This is a genomic window from Bradyrhizobium sp. YCK136 (assembly GCF_044570075.1).
In the GTDB taxonomy this organism is placed as follows: Bacteria; Pseudomonadota; Alphaproteobacteria; order Rhizobiales; family Xanthobacteraceae; genus Bradyrhizobium; species Bradyrhizobium diazoefficiens.
Map to the genome: position 1 here is coordinate 8875211 of NZ_CP172424.1, position 16329 is coordinate 8891539.

Below are 16329 nucleotides of genomic sequence, written 5' to 3' on the forward strand. Positions count from 1 at the left end.
ACCCCGGTTTTGGGACCAGAGGCTAAGTTGGAAAAGGGCCGCTCCGTTTGATAGACGGAGGGCATGATGACGAAGAAGACACGACGGAAGATCGACGCGGCGTTGAAGGCAAAGATCGCGCTGGAAGCGGTGCGGGAGCAGGCGACGGTGGCCGATCTGGCCCAGCGCTATGAGGTTCACCCGAACCAGATCTATGCCTGGAAGAAGCAGCTGCTGGACCAGGCGGCCCGGGCTTTTGACGCGGGTGTCGGGCGCGAGAGCGAGGAAACGCGCGAACGCGAGATCGAGAAGCTGCACGCCAAGATTGGACAACTGACAGTCGAGCGCGATTTTTTAGCGCGGAGGTCCGGAAGATGAGCACGCCGGACCGTCGAGGAATGCTCGATCGCGCCGACCAGGCGCTGTCGATCCGCCGGCAATGCATGTTGCTTGGCATCGCCCGTTCTGGGGTCTACCGGCCGCCACAGCCGGCCAACGACAACGACCTTGCCCTGATGCAGCGGATCGACGAGCTGTTCACCGCCTGGCCATTCCTGGGCTCGCGGCGAATGACCGCGATGCTGAAGGCTGAGGGGCTTCAGGTCAATCGCAAGCGCGTGCAGCGGTTGATGCGCAAGATGGGCATCGCGGCGCTGGGACCGAAGCCGAACACGACAAAGCCGGCGCCGGGCCACAAGATCTATCCCTATCTGCTGCGCAACATGACGATCGACCGGCCGAACCAGGTGTGGGCGGCCGACATCACGTATCTGCCCATCGGCCGCGGCTTTCTCTATCTCGTCGCCATCATCGACTGGGCGAGCCGTGCGGTTCTGGCGTGGCGGTTGTCGAATACGATGGACGTCTCGTTCTGCGTGGCGGCTCTGGAAGAGGCGCTGGCGACGTACGGCACGCCGGAGATTTTCAACACCGACCAGGGCAGCCAGTTCACCAGCGTGGCCTTCACCGGCGCGTTGGTGGGCGCAGGGATCAAGATCTCCATGGATGGCCGCGGTCGTTGGATGGACAATGTCTTCATCGAGCGGCTGTGGCGGTCGCTCAAGCATGAGGACATCTATCTCAAGGGCTATGCCGACGGCCGCGAGGCCAAGGCAGGGATCGCGAGCTGGATCGCCTTCTACAACGATCGTCGCCTTCATCAGTCCCTCGGCTATCGCACGCCGATGGCGGTCTGGCGCGAACGGATGCAGGCCGCGCAGGCTGTGGACATGGTGGACAACGCTGACGCGTTGACCACATGCCCACAGCAATTCCAGCAGACAGAGTCTCTGGCTGCGTGATAGAAAGGGATCAGGAGCGATCCGTTTCCAACTAACAAACCGGTTCAACCGGTCCCGCTCCGCGGGTCCATTTCAATCCTGAACGGCCAATGTGCTTTTGGGGTGCCCCTTCGACATGGGAGCACCGTCCCACCGAACGGGGCCGTTATACGCTGGCCCATTGATGGCCACTGATACTATCTCGCTTGGATTTCTGAGGCCCAACCCTATGGTTGCACACAACCTAGACGGTTGCAACAGTCATTTTCTACTCGGAATGCGACGAAACCGCGCGCGCTCGTAAAGCGGTTGCAAGGCTCGACGCTGACGGAAGACACGATGAATCGGCGTGGGATCCGGACGCCGATCGGCGTCCCAAGTGCTTGATTGACTTCGCGCGTGCGGGGGTCAATTCAGCGTCGATTCACAAACAGGCAGAGCGTTTGTCGTCTCCCTCACACCTGTGAGCGTGCCGCGCACGATACCACTTGCAGCGGCCGTTCTCGATTATCAGAAGCACCGAGTGAAGAAGCTCAAGAAGCCGGGCCGGAGGTAGCATAGAAATGGCGCACGCGATTATCCGTGGAAAGAATGGTCGCCCGGGGATGTCCCGATCGGTGTTGAACTACGTCGGGCCGACGTTGCCGGAATGAATGTTACGCGGCCCTCGAGCCGTGGGCAACGGGCTTGATCGTCATGCGATCGTGATGAGCGTGAAGGGCCGCACGCAGAACCGACAATTGCTTATGCGCCTTCAATCGTCGGAAGCCCTTGTTGGCCTCGATCATGCCGGCCGCGACCCATCGCAACGCCATACCGGCATCCCGCCAGCGTTTGACGTTGCGCGTGACGCGGCGAATGGTGCCCATCATGTTCTCGGCGATGTTGGTGCAGGCGAGCGATCGACAAAGCTCCTTCGGCAGCGTCAACCGGACGACAGTCAGGATTTCGTCGAGGCCTTCGAGGATGCTGGCCGCTACGCCGGGCCATTGCTGGTCGAGTCGACCCGCGAGATTGCGGATCAATTTTTCAGCCTTGTCGGCGTCATCGAGCTCCCAGGCCTGGCGCAGCACCCGACGGGTGGCCGCTCACGCTGGTGGCGATCGCCTACGCCTTCATCCTGCACCTGGCGGCGAAAACATCGCCTATGGCGGGCTGGCACTGGCCTGGAGCCTGTACAATTGCGTCGTGCTCGCGATCGTGCGCTTCATCTGCATCGAGCAGCCGCGGCGCCGCAAGGCCGAGCGTTTCGAACGCGACGAGCCGATCCTGGTTCACGAAGGCGCCGAGCCGCGGCTGGTGCGGATGGCCGACATCTCGATTTCGGGCGCGCGCTTCATCGATCCCGCCTCGCCGGCAATCGGCGCCTCGATCAAGTGCAATGTCTATGGCCAGAACGTGAGCGCGACCGTTGTCCGCCGCACCCGCGACGGCTTCGGCGTCCGTTTCGAGGACGCGGTTGCGACGCGGATCAATGTCGTCCGCGCATTCTATGCCGGCGGATATGTCCGCGCCTTCCGCAGCGTGCGCGCGGCGCCGGTCGGCAAGGCGTTGCTGATGCGGCTGTTCGGCTAGAGCGGTATGAATGAGGTGGGCCTGGAGCAGTCCCATCCGTCGTCATTCGCAATTGCGCAGCTTAGTGCCGGTCGTGCTGACAGTACTCGCCTTGCTCGTGTGACCGCCCGAAACCACGGTGGGCGCGATGACGGTCCAAGAGTTGGTGACCATACTGCAAGCGCTTCCCGACCAAAACGCCCCTTCGAAAGCACCTTCGCTACCGTGCGCCACCGCACCATCCGATCCAAGGGTTGCCTGTCGAACAGGACTGCGCTTGCGATGGTCTTCAAACTGATCGATTATTCCCGCTGAAAGCCGCCGCTGCTCCCTAGCTCCCCGACGAACCGTCGATGCTTCTCCAACCATTCAGGTGAACGAGCTGCGATAGCTTGAACGCACACTTGAACGCATTCATCACAAATAGCAGCTGCTCCGTCAGGAGCGGTGACGATCACAAGAACATGCTGCGCCTCCATTCTACAGAAAGAACAGATTACGTCCGAGGTCATAGTCGCTTCTCATTCCTGTGATGGGGACACAGAATAGTACTACCTGCAGGACCGAGTCGCGAGCTATCGCCGAATTTTGGTGACCGCCGGGGCCGGTCAGGCGGCGGCGGTTGTGGGCTGACGGTCGGTCGGCTTGGCGATGACCTCGATCCCGTCTTGAATGTCATGAGGGAGTCCCAATATAGACTATATCTACTCCCGATCTGTCAAGACACTCCGCCTTACACACGGCTTCTCTTGCTCAACCTTGAACCGGAAAATACTTCCGGCTAAACCCCGTTCGATGACATCTAATCGTGTAGGCACAGATCTCACTCCGTTGAGAGCGACAGTATATCCCTGTTCTGTAACAGTACGGCCGACCATTTTTGGTAGGTCCATCGGGCGCGTTTGCGTCATCACCGGGGTTATTGAGCGTCAGACCGACTTTCTAAAACAGAATTGTCAATCCTTTCCGGCGTGCAACACCAAGAACTGGTTATGGCCATCGAGACGGCGCCAGCTTTTCTGCGCGCCCTTGGCTGAGACTTTCTTGTTCGAAGCCGCTCTCCGTTTCAGTCAGCTTCCGGAGCGTGAAAAGCGGGCCCGGATAGTTCTGTTGGCAGCGGATGGGGAGGGTCGTCCTGCCCCGACAGACGCGACAGCACCCCCGCCCAGCCCGCCAGCACCGTCAGGAACAACGTCGTGCCATGCTGCCGGCTCAGCCGCTTCAAGTCCCGCATCGATGACAACAGGAACACTGGCCCCGGCAAACGACTGCTGGGCCGGCCGCGCACGGTCCGTCGGCAAGACAAGACGGGCCGTGCCTGACAGGGCGTTGCGCCAATACTTCGCCTGCTTCTGCAGCCGTTCCCCGACAGCCACTGCCGTTGCCAGGCGGCATAATCCGGATACTGGATCGCCAACGGCGGCAAAGGATCGTCCTGTCCAGCCTCGAACGCCCGGTAAAGCCGACTGAGTTCATGCACCAGCACGCCCATCGACCGCCGTCCGAGACGATGTGATGCTGGGTCAGCAGGAAGACGTGTTCCTCATCCGACATCCGCACTAGCCCGTCCTATTCGTGAGAGTGCGGCATTTGGGCCCGATTGATGCGGCCGCACATCTTGTCTGACGAGGCGCACAGGATTGCCTTCGGCTTTTCACCGCCTGACGACCCGTACTTTGCAACGCGCTTGAGGTATAGGTTGGGCGAACGGGGGGCGGACGCCCCGCCGGTCAAGGACCGAGCGGCAGCAACGCGCCTGGCAAGCCGCGGATCAGGTCGGCTTCGGGACATGCCGCGGCAAACGCAAGGCGAATGCGGCTCGTGGTCTCGACCACACGGGCAGCGATTTTCAAGAGACGAAGACGCAGCGTCGCGAACTCGGCAGCGGCCAATTCCCGGACTTTGGGAATGGGCGTCGCGCACGGTCAGCATCAGCCAATAAGCGGCCGTATGGAGCGCGAGACGGACCTGGTTGGCGAGCGCCGAACGACAGCTGGTGCGATCGGAGGCGAGCTGTGTCTTATACAGCTTGATCAGATTCTCGGCTTGGCCGCGCGCGCAATACAGGCTGTCGTAGATCCACTCGGCCGAGCCGACATCGAGGCTGGTGACGACGAAACGGATGTCGAGGCCGAGCATCGTCGCCTCAATACGGGCGACGGTGCGGCGTTCGCGATCCCAGGACTTTGCCTTATGGCGCGTCTCGGTATAGCCACGCAGAACCGGCAGGGGTACCGTCAAGTTAACGAATTGGAGCGGCGGAGGGGGTAGACGAGCGGCATGCGGACTGCCAAGGACCCTCTTTACCGCCGCCATCGCTTCCCACCGGAAGTGATCAGCTATGCCGTTTGGTTGTATTTCCGGTTTCCCTTAAGCTTGCGCATGGTCGAGGAAATGCTGGCGGCGCGTGGCATTGGCGTGACCTATGAAACCGTGCGCCAGTGGGGACGGAAATTCGGCAAGCCGTTCTCCGATCGGATCCGCCAGCGCGCTCCCGCCCGCGGCGACAAATGGCATCTGGACGAGGTCGTTATCTCGATCGCGGGCGAACAACATCGGCTCTGGCGCGCTGTCGACCAGAATGGTTTCGTTCTCGACGTCTTGATCCAGCGTCGAAGAGACGCGCGCTGCGCAGCGGCTCATGAAGAAGCTCTTGAAATCCGCCGGCACGCCGCCGCGCGTTATGATCACGGATAAGCTGCGTTCGTACGGCGCTGCGAGGGCGAAGATGGGCTTACACGTCGAACATCGCCAGCACAAAGCTCTCAACAATCGGGCCGAGAATTCTCATCAGCCGACGCGGCGACGCGAGCGGATCATGACGCGATCGTCCCATCAGGCTCAACGGTTTCTGTCCGTTCACGATCAGGTCGCGAACCTTTTCCACATCCCCTATCCCGGTAGCCGCCACCGCCGACTTCCGTCGTGCTTCGCGCGAGCGAGCCTTTGCGACTTGGCGCGAGATCTCCATGACAAGCGCTATCGCCGACTCTCGACCTATGAGAATCGCCTCCTTCGGCTCGGCGGTCGATTAAGTTGACGATGCCGTGCCAGGACACACCGTGATCAAACAGACGTCAAGCGCCAATTAAAGCGCCGCAGAGCTGCGCTTACGATCAGCGTCGAACCGATGAGTTTGAATCACCAATGTCATCTGGTGGCGCCTGCATCGGCGCGATCGATGACCCAGGCCACCATGTAGCCCTTGGCCTGCTCAGCCTCCACGTGCATCGGCGATCTGTTCTTCTTGCCCGGCGGAATCCTGAATATCCGATTGCTCGAGCATGCCCTTGCCCATGTCATGGATAGGCACGAAGGCCTCAGACTCCGCGTTGCCCGAACCGACGATGGTCTACGTCTGACAATCGGACCTTCCGTGGCCGAACGCCTCGTGGAGGAGATCGATCTTGTCGGAATGACCGGCCTAGTCGGGATGATACCCGAAGCAAGAGAAGTCCACCTTTCGAGGAAAGATCGCAAGGTGCTTGAGGCGTGCTGTCGCTCACCGGTGACGTTGCAGCGCGATTTGAAGCGGGCGCGGATAGTTCTGTTGGCGGCGGATGGGCGCAGCACCCGGTCGATCGCCAAGGAAGTTGGGGTCCAGCCGCGGATTGTCAGCCTTTGGCGGCATCGCTATGCCGACCATGGCCTTGAAGGGCTGCAAGACAAGCCGCGGCCTGGCAAGCAGCCGATCTATACGAAGACGACCGACAAGCGGATTCTGAAGCTGCTGGATAAGCCGCCACCGCAAGGGTTTGCGCGCTGGACCGGCCCCCTGCTGGCCGAGGCGCTGGGCGATGTCGATGTCCAATATGTCTGGCGGTTCCTGCGCAGCCACAAGATTGACCTGGTGGCTCGCAAGTCCTGGTGCGAGAGCAACGACCCGAACTTTACGGCCAAAGCCGCCGATGTTGTCGGCCTCTATGTCGCGCCGCCGGCGAAGGCCATTGTGCTGTGCGTGGACGAGAAGCCCTCGATCCAGGCTTTGGAGCGAGCGCAGGGTTATCTGAAGTTGCCCAATGGCCGCGCCTTGACCGGCCAAAGCCACGATTACAAGCGGCATGGCACCACAACATTGTTTGCGGCGCTCGAAGTCGCCACCGGAAAGATCATCGCGACCCATTCAAAACGCCGGCGCCGCGTCGAGTTTCTCGATTTCATGAACAGCGTCACCGCGGCTTTTCCGAACCGCAAGCTTCACGTCATCCTCGACAACCTCAACACCCATAAAAAGAACGAGGACTGGCTCAAGGCCCACCCCAACGTGCAATTTCATTTCACGCCGACAAGTGCGTCATGGCTCAATCAGGTCGAAGTATGGTTTTCCATCTTGCAGGGGCAGTCGCTCAGCGGCACCTCCTTCACGAGCCTCAAGCAGCTTCAGGAACACATCGATGCCTACGTCAACGCATACAACGACAGAGCCGAGCCCTTCGTCTGGACCAAGAAAAAGGTCCGTCAACGCCGTTTCAAAGGCCGCCGTATCACTCAGCTCTGATTCCGGGTACTAGAATGCCGGCCTTACCGCAAGAACGACCAGGCGTTTGTCGAACAGAAGAACGGAGCCGTGGTCCGAGAGATGGTCGGTTACATTCACGCGCGTATGGTAGTTTTCAATGCGCCTTTTTCTTACAACCTTACGACCTTAGATTTGAAGATCGCTCTCGCGAGTTTTGGCCTGCATCTCTTTGAGCCGTGTCAACTCCGTTTCGCAAGGCTGGGCTGTCTCGGTCAGCTCAGCGCTTCCATGCTTGACAGCCCGTACGTCTTAAGGGCCCCTCCAGCTTTGCTCCGACAAAGCGACGCGAGCGCCAAAGCGGGACCCAATCGCCTCTTTCAATTGGCATTGCCGGAATGCCGGCTATCCTGTAAACGGGCCGCGCACCGTTGCCGGCCGTCTTTGAGCGGTCGCCCGCAGCGGGGCCTGTAGCTCAATGGTTAGAGCCGGCCGCTCATAACGGTCTGGTTGCAGGTTCGAGTCCTGCCGGGCCCACCAGTGAGTTCAAATATATATGTGCGGACACTTTGAAAACGACTCGATTTCGTTTTCGAATCGACTCGATCTCAGAACTCCCTGATCAGCCTGCCGAATTTCTTCCCGATTTTTTCGCCAATTTTGGGGTCCGAAAAAGTGAGGGGGTCTAATCAGCTTCGTCGCGTCTGCAACGCCTGCACCTCCCATCCAATCGCCATCGAGGACGACATGAAGCAGCCAGCATCGACGTTCGTGTTCCATGAACAGGAAGTCGCCGGCGTCGCGTTTCGCGCCATGGTCGAGACCGGACGCGTGGTGCTGCAGATGCAGAACTCGAGCGGTCGCGAGTCCAGTGTTGACCTCATCGCGAGGCATTCGCCCTGCCGTGTCTCTGCTACGCCGAAGATGGCTGGCAGCGTCGCGGCATGATTTCAGGCCCGCCGGGCTGGGCCGTCTGTCACGACACCGCGCGCGAGCCACGTATGTTTCTAGGATACCTTCACTCCGACGACGTGCGCCTTCTGAACCACGAATTCGGCCTCCATCGAAGGAACTTCCTTGGTCATCAACTTCAATTCAAGGATTCGATAGCTGGCCGGGCGCTGAAGCAGATCATGCTGCATGATCCGGTTCGCGCGGCCCTTTTCCGCAAGGCCGACGCGTCGCTGGATAACTGGGCCGAGCAAGTCGCTTCCGAAAAGCCGGCGTGCCCCACACGACTGGCGATCCAAAGACGCGAGCTTACTCGCTCGGGAAGCGTCCGAGGGAGGGTGTTTCCTCCCTTCGGCCATCACCTTATCCGTTGACCGTCGGCTACTTTTCCGACTCAATCAGGCCGTTTATGGACCGGTCTTAACAACCTCGGGGGCGGCATGGATTCGATCCTTCGCGTTCTGATGCCCTTCTTCGGGCCGAAGAACTATTCTGAGATGCTCTAGTACCCACTTTTCTTGGAACGTGAGTCGTGATTCAAGGTCGGGATGATACCCGAAGCAAGAGAAGTCCACCTTTCGAGGAAAGATCGCAAGGTGCTTGAGGCGTGCTGTCGCTCACCGGTGACGTTGCAGCGCGATTTGAAGCGGGCGCGGATAGTTCTGTTGGCGGCGGATGGGCGCAGCACCCGGTCGATCGCCAAGGAAGTTGGGGTCCAGCCGCGGATTGTCAGCCTTTGGCGGCATCGCTATGCCGACCATGGCCTTGAAGGGCTGCAAGACAAGCCGCGGCCTGGCAAGCAGCCGATCTATACGAAGACGACCGACAAGCGGATTCTGAAGCTGCTGGATAAGCCGCCACCGCAAGGGTTTGCGCGCTGGACCGGCCCCCTGCTGGCCGAGGCGCTGGGCGATGTCGATGTCCAATATGTCTGGCGGTTCCTGCGCAGCCACAAGATTGACCTGGTGGCTCGCAAGTCCTGGTGCGAGAGCAACGACCCGAACTTTACGGCCAAAGCCGCCGATGTTGTCGGCCTCTATGTCGCGCCGCCGGCGAAGGCCATTGTGCTGTGCGTGGACGAGAAGCCCTCGATCCAGGCTTTGGAGCGAGCGCAGGGTTATCTGAAGTTGCCCAATGGCCGCGCCTTGACCGGCCAAAGCCACGATTACAAGCGGCATGGCACCACAACATTGTTTGCGGCGCTCGAAGTCGCCACCGGAAAGATCATCGCGACCCATTCAAAACGCCGGCGCCGCGTCGAGTTTCTCGATTTCATGAACAGCGTCACCGCGGCTTTTCCGAACCGCAAGCTTCACGTCATCCTCGACAACCTCAACACCCATAAAAAGAACGAGGACTGGCTCAAGGCCCACCCCAACGTGCAATTTCATTTCACGCCGACAAGTGCGTCATGGCTCAATCAGGTCGAAGTATGGTTTTCCATCTTGCAGGGGCAGTCGCTCAGCGGCACCTCCTTCACGAGCCTCAAGCAGCTTCAGGAACACATCGATGCCTACGTCAACGCATACAACGACAGAGCCGAGCCCTTCGTCTGGACCAAGAAAAAGGTCCGTCAACGCCGTTTCAAAGGCCGCCGTATCACTCAGCTCTGATTCCGGGTACTAGCGTCAATGCTGACCCGGACAGCCAGCGCTGTTTGAGCAGGATTGAAGTTGACGCCGAAACTCGCGCCGGCACGGCTACTACGTTTGAAATGAAAACGGTGATGACCACGGGCGAAACAAAAAGCCGTCACGCACATTCGCCGTGAGCGGCAGCCGTTCGCCCCGAATGCGGCAGATCTCGATCGGCTTTGCAACGTCTTGGAGCACCCCGCCCCTGCGTCAGTCCATGACCACGACCGGCAGCAAGGTTTCCTGGCTCGCGGGTTGACGCCTCCGACCACCTTCCCAGGTTCGAACGAACGAACCCAGTGGCTCAACTGTCGTCGGCTCGCCGCTTACAGTTGCGGGGGCAGCTTCGGCCTTGTCCGTGAGGACGCACCGTATTCCCTTGATACGCCTTTCGGCGCTACCGATAACCAGACTGAAGGCCCCTCATAACCGAGTCAAGCAAGGGGCGTGAATCGAGTGCTGAGTGACACAACATGTGACTGTTTAGCCCGTCCTATTCGTGAGAGTGCGTTTTTCTAGTCCGATTGATGTGGCCGCACATCTGCTCTGACGAGGCGCACAGGATTGCCTTCGGCTTTTCACCGCCTGACGACCCGTACTTTGCAACGCGCTTGAGGTATAGGTTGGGCGAACGGGGGGCGGACGCCCCGCCGGTCAAGGACCGAGCGGCAGCAACGCGCCTGGCAAGCCGCGGATCAGGTCGGCTTCGGGACATGCCGCGGCAAACGCAAGGCGAATGCGGCTCGTGGTCTCGACCACACGGGCAGCGATTTTCAAGAGACGAAGACGCAGCGTCGCGAACTCGGCAGCGGCCAATTCCCGGACTTTGGGAATGGCGTCGCGCACGGTCAGCATCAGCCAATAAGCGGCCGTATGGAGCACGAGACGGACCTGGTTGGCGAGCGCCGAACGGCAGCTGGTGCGGTCGGAGGCGAGCTGTGTCTTGTGCAGCTTGATCAGATTCTCGGCTTGGCCGCGCGCGCAATACAGGCTGTCGTAGATCCACTCGGCCGAGCCGACATCGAGGCTGGTGACGACGAAACGGATGTCGAGGCCGAGCATCGTCGCCTCAATACGGGCGACAGTGCGCCGTTCGCGATCCCAGGACTTTGCCTTGTGGCGCGTCTCGGTATAGCCACGCAGAACCGGCAGGTTCTCGATGGCGCGTCGGGTGCGGATGTCGTCGGCGACCTCGTCGACTTTTCTGGCGAGAGGCTTGGTGCCGGACAGACCGAAGATGTAGTCGATGCCGTTGGTCTCGCACCACGCCATTGCCTCCGGCCGGGCATAGTGCCCGTCGCCACGGAACGTAATTTGCGTGTTGTGCCATCGCGTGCGGATATGCCGTACCAGGCGGCGCAGATGGGCACGCACCTCGACGCCGCCCGGCGTCTTGCCGGGCCGCAGCACGACGGCCACGGGCCGGCTCTTCTCCGTGTCGTAGACGTGGATCGGCAGAAAGCAGCGTTCATCATAATGAGCGTTGAACAGCGAGAGCTGCTGATGGCCGTGGACGACGTCGCAGGTAGCTGTGCACAACGCCGTTGCTGACGCCCACGCTCCGCGCGATGGCCCGCTCTGGCAGGCCTTGAAAATGTTTTAACCGAAGGACTTCCTTGATCCGGCGCATCGACAATCTCTGGGTAGGCATTGGACTTCCTCGTTAACCACGAGGTCATCCCTAAGCCGGTTGAGTTGTCGGCCGAAGCGCTGCAAGGCTCCGAAAGCCTTGCTCACGATCCCGCGAAATCGTTGCTCACGATCGTCTGAAATCTCTGCTCACGATCCCCTGAAATCCGCGCTCACGATCCCGCGAAACGCGCAACGAGCCTCGCAGTCTGGAACAAACGGGATCAGCTAAAGGCCGGATCCCGCCGTTCGTAGCTTGCGCCGGGCTTAGTCATCACTACCCATGCGATCCGCGCAATCTTTGCCGCCAAGGCGACGGTGACCTTGTTAGTGTGCATGCGTGCCTGAAGTCCATCAAGCCAGGCGCCAAGGTGATATCGCGAGCGATCAAGATGTGTCACGCAGGAGCGGGCGCCGTGGATGATCATCCGGCGCAGATATCGGTTGCCGCGCTTGCTTATCCCCAGGAGCTTCGTTTTGCCTCCCGTAGAGTATTCTCTAGGAACAAGACCCAGCCAAGCTGCCATATCGCGGGCCTTTTTGAACTGTCGGGCAGATCCAGCTGCTGCCAAAAGCGCTGTCGCCGCGAGTGGACCAATGCCCGGGATAGTCATTAATCGACGTGCAGTATCGCTTTGAGAGGCAATCGCCTCAGTCTCGCGGTTGACTTCAGCAATCCGCAGCTCCAGCTGCCGCAGCTCGTCGAATGTAGATGCAAGAATGCGACGCATGGCCGACGTTAGATCATTCGATTCATCTGCCAAAACCCTCGGCAGATCTGCCTTGAACTTGCCGGCGCCCTGGTGAATAGCGATCCCATATTCAAGGCAAAAAGCGCGCATCTGATTTATGAGGCACGTCCGTTGCGAAATCATCCTATCGCGAACACGATGCAGCGCTTGCAGGTCAATGTGTTCGGGCGACCGTATTTCGACGAAGCGCATTGTTGGTCGCCCCCGTGGGTCGGTCAAAATCCCCCGGGTATGGTCACTTGAAACTCCCCCACCTGATGATCGCCGTCAGCGCCGCTGAACAGCAGTAGCCGGTCAGGCAGGACGTTTATGTTCGACCCCTTTAGCCAGCAAGGGGCCGGGGAGTTGAACGTCTTGAAGCGACATCTGCAAAGCACCGTACTTACATTACTTGATCGCAACACCAGCCAGCGCGAGATTCACCGGCTGACGGGTGTCGATCGCAAGACGATCCGGCGTTATCAGGCGCTGCGGGCCGGTGCGGAGGCAAATTCCCCCGGGGAAGTGACCACCGGCTCGGTGAGCGCGGACGGCCAAATTCCTCCACCCCGACCACCGGCTTTTGGGACATCGGAAGCGACGGTCACCAGCAGCCTGGCCCGTTCGGCTTGCGAAGCGCATCGGACGTGGATCGAAGAACAGGTCCGGCTGAAGCGGAACGCGCAGGCGATTTACCAGGACCTGGTTGATCAATTTGGCTTTCCGTCCAGCTACCAGAGTGTCAAGCGGTTTGTGCGCCGGTTGCGGCACGCTGATCCTGAGCAGTTTGATCGTCTTGAGTTCCTCCCCGGCGAGGAAGCTCAGGTCGACTATGGCGAGGGCGCGCCGACGGTTGATCCGAAGAGCGGGCGGTACCGTCGTCCCCGCCTGTTCGTGATGACGCTACGCTACTCGCGGCGCAGCTTCCGGCGGGTAGTCTGGAAGTCCAGCCAACAAGTCTGGGCGCAGCTCCACGAAGAGGCGTTCCGGTATTTTGGCGGGGTCCCCAGCTATGTCGTGCTCGACAACCTGAAGGAAGGCGTCCTCAAGCCGGATTTGTACGAGCCCCAGCTCAACCCGATTTACAGCGCGATGCTGGCTCATTACGCCGTGGTCGCCGATCCCGCGCGCGTGGCCGATCCAAATCGGAAAGGATGCGTCGAGAATGCGATTCAACATACCCAGGGCACTGCGCTGGCCGGACGGCGCTTCGAGACGCTGGAGGCGCAAAACGAGTTCTTGAGGCACTGGGAGGAGAACTGGGCTTCCAAACGCATCCACGGCAGCACGCGCCGTCAGGTCGAGGCGATGTTCCAGGAAGAGAAGCCGCACCTGCGGCCGCTGCCTGTCGCTCCCTTCCGCATCTTCACCGAAGTCGTCCGGACTGTCTGCGACGACACCACCGTACGCGTCGACAACAGCTATTACGCCGCGCGGCCCGCGCCGATCGGCAGCCAGGTCGTCGTGCGCATCTACACCACCACGATCGAGATCCGTGATCGCCACACCCGTGCGCTGCTGCGTGTTCATTCCCGGATGGCGCACCCCGGTTCTGTCGTCCTGCCGACCAGCGAACGGCCGTTCAACCCGTCGCGGCAAACCGCCGTGCTGCTGGCGAGCGCCGAGCGCATCGGACCGCAGACCAGGGCCTTGTGCCAGCAGGTGTTCGACACCGAAGGGCGCCCCGGACAGCGCGCGATGTGGGGCATTGTCGGGCTGGGCCGGAAGTATCCGGCGCGGCTGGTCGAGCAGGCCTGCGCGCACGCCATCGACAACCGCATCTACCGCTACAAGCACGTGCGTGCGACCGTCGAGCGGTTGTTCGAACAGGCGATCGAGCAGGTTGGAGTGACGCCACAGCCGGCATCGCCGCTCACCCAGGATCATCCGCTGATCCGTACCCCCGCGGAATACGGCGACCTCTTCAGCCGCGCTGTGCGGCGCGACGCCGACGACAATGGTCGGCAGGCCGAGGCTCACGACGATCACGCCACGGCAATCCGCGCTCGTGTCGCCTGCGCAACCCCGGCCAACTCCGGCGCCACGAGCGCTCCCGCTGCACCTTCTCACCTTAAACTGGAGACCTAGTACCCACTTTTCTTGGAACGTGAGTCGTGATTCAAGGTCGGGATGATACCCGAAGCAAGAGAAGTCCACCTTTCGAGGAAAGATCGCAAGGTGCTTGAGGCGTGCTGTCGCTCACCGGTGACGTTGCAGCGCGATTTGAAGCGGGCGCGGATAGTTCTGTTGGCGGCGGATGGGCGCAGCACCCGGTCGATCGCCAAGGAAGTTGGGGTCCAGCCGCGGATTGTCAGCCTTTGGCGGCATCGCTATGCCGACCATGGCCTTGAAGGGCTGCAAGACAAGCCGCGGCCTGGCAAGCAGCCGATCTATACGAAGACGACCGACAAGCGGATTCTGAAGCTGCTGGATAAGCCGCCACCGCAAGGGTTTGCGCGCTGGACCGGCCCCCTGCTGGCCGAGGCGCTGGGCGATGTCGATGTCCAATATGTCTGGCGGTTCCTGCGCAGCCACAAGATTGACCTGGTGGCTCGCAAGTCCTGGTGCGAGAGCAACGACCCGAACTTTACGGCCAAAGCCGCCGATGTTGTCGGCCTCTATGTCGCGCCGCCGGCGAAGGCCATTGTGCTGTGCGTGGACGAGAAGCCCTCGATCCAGGCTTTGGAGCGAGCGCAGGGTTATCTGAAGTTGCCCAATGGCCGCGCCTTGACCGGCCAAAGCCACGATTACAAGCGGCATGGCACCACAACATTGTTTGCGGCGCTCGAAGTCGCCACCGGAAAGATCATCGCGACCCATTCAAAACGCCGGCGCCGCGTCGAGTTTCTCGATTTCATGAACAGCGTCACCGCGGCTTTTCCGAACCGCAAGCTTCACGTCATCCTCGACAACCTCAACACCCATAAAAAGAACGAGGACTGGCTCAAGGCCCACCCCAACGTGCAATTTCATTTCACGCCGACAAGTGCGTCATGGCTCAATCAGGTCGAAGTATGGTTTTCCATCTTGCAGGGGCAGTCGCTCAGCGGCACCTCCTTCACGAGCCTCAAGCAGCTTCAGGAACACATCGATGCCTACGTCAACGCATACAACGACAGAGCCGAGCCCTTCGTCTGGACCAAGAAAAAGGTCCGTCAACGCCGTTTCAAAGGCCGCCGTATCACTCAGCTCTGATTCCGGGTACTAGCCACATGATGACCATGCCGGAAATTGAGCGTTGCCTACGACAGCTGCGCCTGTCGGGTGTCCGCGACACGCTGCAGACGCGCGTGCTCCAGGCGCAGGGCGCCAACCAGCCCTTCCTCGAGACCTTCTCCCTTATCCTGCAGGATGAACTGGACCGTCGTCAGTCCCGTCTTATCGAGCGGCGATACCAGCAATCCGGGCTCGACGAAAAGCTGACGCTCGCCGAGTTCGACTGGTCCTTCAATCCCAAACTGCCACGTCAGACCTGCTTCCAGCTCCACACCCTGGCGTTCATTGCCGCTGGCGAGAACGCTCTGCTTGTTGGCAAACCTGGCACCGGGAAGTCGCACATCGCCAAGGCGATTGCCTATCAGGCGATCCTGCAAAGCCACAAGGTCCAGTATCTTGAGACCGACGACTTCTTTCACCGCTACGCCCTGAACTCTCCGGCACAACGCGAGGTCCGGCTGCGAACCATCATCGACTGCGATCTCCTCGTGCTGGACGATCTATTCCTCGCACGCGCCATCCCCGACGACGCCGGCACTTTGCTGCAGACCCTGATCCATCAGCGTTACAAACTGCGCCGCAGCGTCATCGTCACCTCCAATCGCGTCGTGCAGGATTGGGGGGCATACCTTGGGGACAACACTATGAGCACGACGATCCTCGATCGCCTTATGCATCATTGCCATCTGCTTGAGTTCGACGGACGCAGCTATCGGCTCAAAGAAGCCGCTGAAGCTCTTGCCCGGGAAACAAACTCAAACTAACAGTCCCTTGTCCTGCCTCGCGGGTGGAGGAATTTGACTGACCACACCCGGAGGAATTTGAAGTGACCCGCGGGGGTCGCGTCACTGCTTCCGCGATCGCTGCGGCATCGATGATGTCACTTTTGTTGGACTTTA

General features: G+C 60.5%; 11 protein-coding genes, 1 tRNA gene, 6 pseudogenes and 1 riboswitch. Of the genes and pseudogenes, 10 read left to right on the plus strand and 8 right to left on the minus strand.

Annotated features, from left to right (window positions below):
- Positions 1-66: 66 nt before the first annotated feature.
- A protein-coding gene (locus ACFLEY_RS42895; protein WP_244433177.1) for an IS3 family transposase occupies positions 67-1280 on the plus strand; the annotation gives its coding sequence in 2 pieces (ribosomal slippage) (positions 67-343 and positions 343-1280; 1215 coding nt in all).
- 635 nt (positions 1281-1915) lie between these two features.
- On the opposite strand, the pseudogene ACFLEY_RS42900 reads toward ACFLEY_RS42895, so the two are convergent.
- A pseudogene (locus ACFLEY_RS42900) lies at positions 1916-2347 on the minus strand (transposase); the annotation flags it as partial.
- 112 nt (positions 2348-2459) lie between these two features.
- Here ACFLEY_RS42900 and ACFLEY_RS42905 point away from each other — a divergent pair.
- A complete protein-coding gene (locus ACFLEY_RS42905; protein ID WP_396604999.1) occupies positions 2460-2834 on the plus strand; it encodes a PilZ domain-containing protein in 375 nt (124 codons plus the stop codon).
- A 281-nt stretch (positions 2835-3115) separates the two neighbouring features.
- On the opposite strand, the gene ACFLEY_RS42910 is transcribed toward ACFLEY_RS42905, so the two are convergent.
- The 3 genes and pseudogenes from ACFLEY_RS42910 to ACFLEY_RS42920 form a co-directional block, all read right to left on the minus strand.
- Positions 3116-3325, minus strand: a complete 210-nt coding sequence (locus ACFLEY_RS42910; protein WP_080586299.1) for a ClpX C4-type zinc finger protein — start codon at positions 3323-3325, stop codon at positions 3116-3118.
- 554 nt (positions 3326-3879) lie between these two features.
- On the minus strand, positions 3880-4305 hold the full coding sequence (locus tag ACFLEY_RS42915) for a hypothetical protein (protein ID WP_162136781.1): 426 nt from the start codon (positions 4303-4305) through the stop codon (positions 3880-3882).
- Positions 4306-4543: 238 nt separating this feature from the next.
- Positions 4544-5039, minus strand: a pseudogene (locus ACFLEY_RS42920) (transposase); the annotation flags it as partial.
- A 54-nt stretch (positions 5040-5093) separates the two neighbouring features.
- Here ACFLEY_RS42920 and ACFLEY_RS42925 point away from each other — a divergent pair.
- From ACFLEY_RS42925 to ACFLEY_RS42940, 4 genes and pseudogenes are all read left to right on the plus strand, one after another.
- Positions 5094-5848, plus strand: a pseudogene (locus ACFLEY_RS42925) (IS6 family transposase).
- Between the two features lie 398 nt (positions 5849-6246).
- Positions 6247-7311, plus strand: coding sequence for an IS630-like element ISRj1 family transposase (locus ACFLEY_RS42930; RefSeq protein WP_026192128.1), 1065 nt, complete (start codon positions 6247-6249; stop codon positions 7309-7311).
- A 422-nt stretch (positions 7312-7733) separates the two neighbouring features.
- Positions 7734-7809 (plus strand) — tRNA-Ile (locus ACFLEY_RS42935).
- A 207-nt stretch (positions 7810-8016) separates the two neighbouring features.
- Positions 8017-8217, plus strand: a complete 201-nt coding sequence (locus tag ACFLEY_RS42940; protein ID WP_035668701.1) for a hypothetical protein — start codon at positions 8017-8019, stop codon at positions 8215-8217.
- Positions 8218-8276: 59 nt separating this feature from the next.
- Here the strand turns inward: ACFLEY_RS42940 and ACFLEY_RS42945 are convergent, their stop codons facing one another.
- Entirely contained in the window at positions 8277-8474 is a 198-nt protein-coding gene (locus ACFLEY_RS42945; protein ID WP_018648883.1) for a hypothetical protein, read from the minus strand.
- Positions 8475-8768: 294 nt separating this feature from the next.
- Here ACFLEY_RS42945 and ACFLEY_RS42950 point away from each other — a divergent pair, with 294 nt between their 5' ends.
- On the plus strand, positions 8769-9833 hold the full coding sequence (locus tag ACFLEY_RS42950; RefSeq protein ID WP_026192128.1) for an IS630-like element ISRj1 family transposase: 1065 nt from the start codon (positions 8769-8771) through the stop codon (positions 9831-9833).
- Between the two features lie 235 nt (positions 9834-10068).
- Positions 10069-10271: riboswitch (cobalamin riboswitch) on the minus strand.
- Positions 10272-10508: 237 nt separating this feature from the next.
- Here the strand turns inward: ACFLEY_RS42950 and ACFLEY_RS42955 are convergent.
- The 3 pseudogenes from ACFLEY_RS42955 to ACFLEY_RS42965 all read right to left on the minus strand — a co-directional run.
- A pseudogene (locus ACFLEY_RS42955) lies at positions 10509-11384 on the minus strand (IS1380-like element ISBdi2 family transposase); the annotation flags it as partial.
- Positions 11371-11505: pseudogene (locus ACFLEY_RS42960) on the minus strand (sigma factor-like helix-turn-helix DNA-binding protein); the annotation flags it as partial. The pseudogenes ACFLEY_RS42960 and ACFLEY_RS42955, both read right to left, overlap by 14 nt.
- Before the next feature lie 202 nt (positions 11506-11707).
- Positions 11708-12436: pseudogene (locus tag ACFLEY_RS42965) on the minus strand (IS110 family transposase); the annotation flags it as partial.
- 108 nt (positions 12437-12544) lie between these two features.
- Between ACFLEY_RS42965 and istA the strand changes: the two are divergent.
- Genes istA through istB form a run of 3 tightly spaced genes read left to right on the plus strand, consistent with a single transcriptional unit; the run spans position 12545 to position 16194 of the window.
- Positions 12545-14302 carry an IS21-like element IS1631 family transposase gene (gene istA / locus ACFLEY_RS42970; RefSeq protein WP_100214066.1) on the plus strand — a complete coding sequence of 586 codons (1758 nt, stop codon included), beginning with the start codon at positions 12545-12547 and terminating at the stop codon, positions 14300-14302.
- Positions 14303-14344: 42 nt separating this feature from the next.
- Positions 14345-15409, plus strand: a complete 1065-nt coding sequence (locus tag ACFLEY_RS42975) for an IS630-like element ISRj1 family transposase (protein WP_026192128.1) — start codon at positions 14345-14347, stop codon at positions 15407-15409.
- Positions 15410-15426: 17 nt separating this feature from the next.
- Positions 15427-16194, plus strand: coding sequence for an IS21-like element IS1631 family helper ATPase IstB (gene istB / locus ACFLEY_RS42980; protein WP_038952109.1), 768 nt, complete (start codon positions 15427-15429; stop codon positions 16192-16194).
- Positions 16195-16329 lie beyond the last annotated feature (135 nt).

What these genes read in the sequence shown, in the direction of transcription:
- istB (WP_038952109.1), top strand. Translation starts at nt 15,427, where the DNA reads ATGATGACCATGCCGGAAATTGAGCGTTGCCTACGACAGCTGCGCCTG.
- ACFLEY_RS42930 (WP_026192128.1), top strand. Translation starts at nt 6,247, where the DNA reads ATGATACCCGAAGCAAGAGAAGTCCACCTTTCGAGGAAAGATCGCAAG.
- ACFLEY_RS42915 (WP_162136781.1), bottom strand. Translation starts at nt 4,305, where the DNA reads ATGGGCGTGCTGGTGCATGAACTCAGTCGGCTTTACCGGGCGTTCGAG.
- ACFLEY_RS42940 (WP_035668701.1), top strand. Translation starts at nt 8,017, where the DNA reads ATGAAGCAGCCAGCATCGACGTTCGTGTTCCATGAACAGGAAGTCGCC.
- ACFLEY_RS42950 (WP_026192128.1), top strand. Translation starts at nt 8,769, where the DNA reads ATGATACCCGAAGCAAGAGAAGTCCACCTTTCGAGGAAAGATCGCAAG.
- istA (WP_100214066.1), top strand. Translation starts at nt 12,545, where the DNA reads ATGTTCGACCCCTTTAGCCAGCAAGGGGCCGGGGAGTTGAACGTCTTG.
- ACFLEY_RS42910 (WP_080586299.1), bottom strand. Translation starts at nt 3,325, where the DNA reads ATGACCTCGGACGTAATCTGTTCTTTCTGTAGAATGGAGGCGCAGCAT.
- ACFLEY_RS42975 (WP_026192128.1), top strand. Translation starts at nt 14,345, where the DNA reads ATGATACCCGAAGCAAGAGAAGTCCACCTTTCGAGGAAAGATCGCAAG.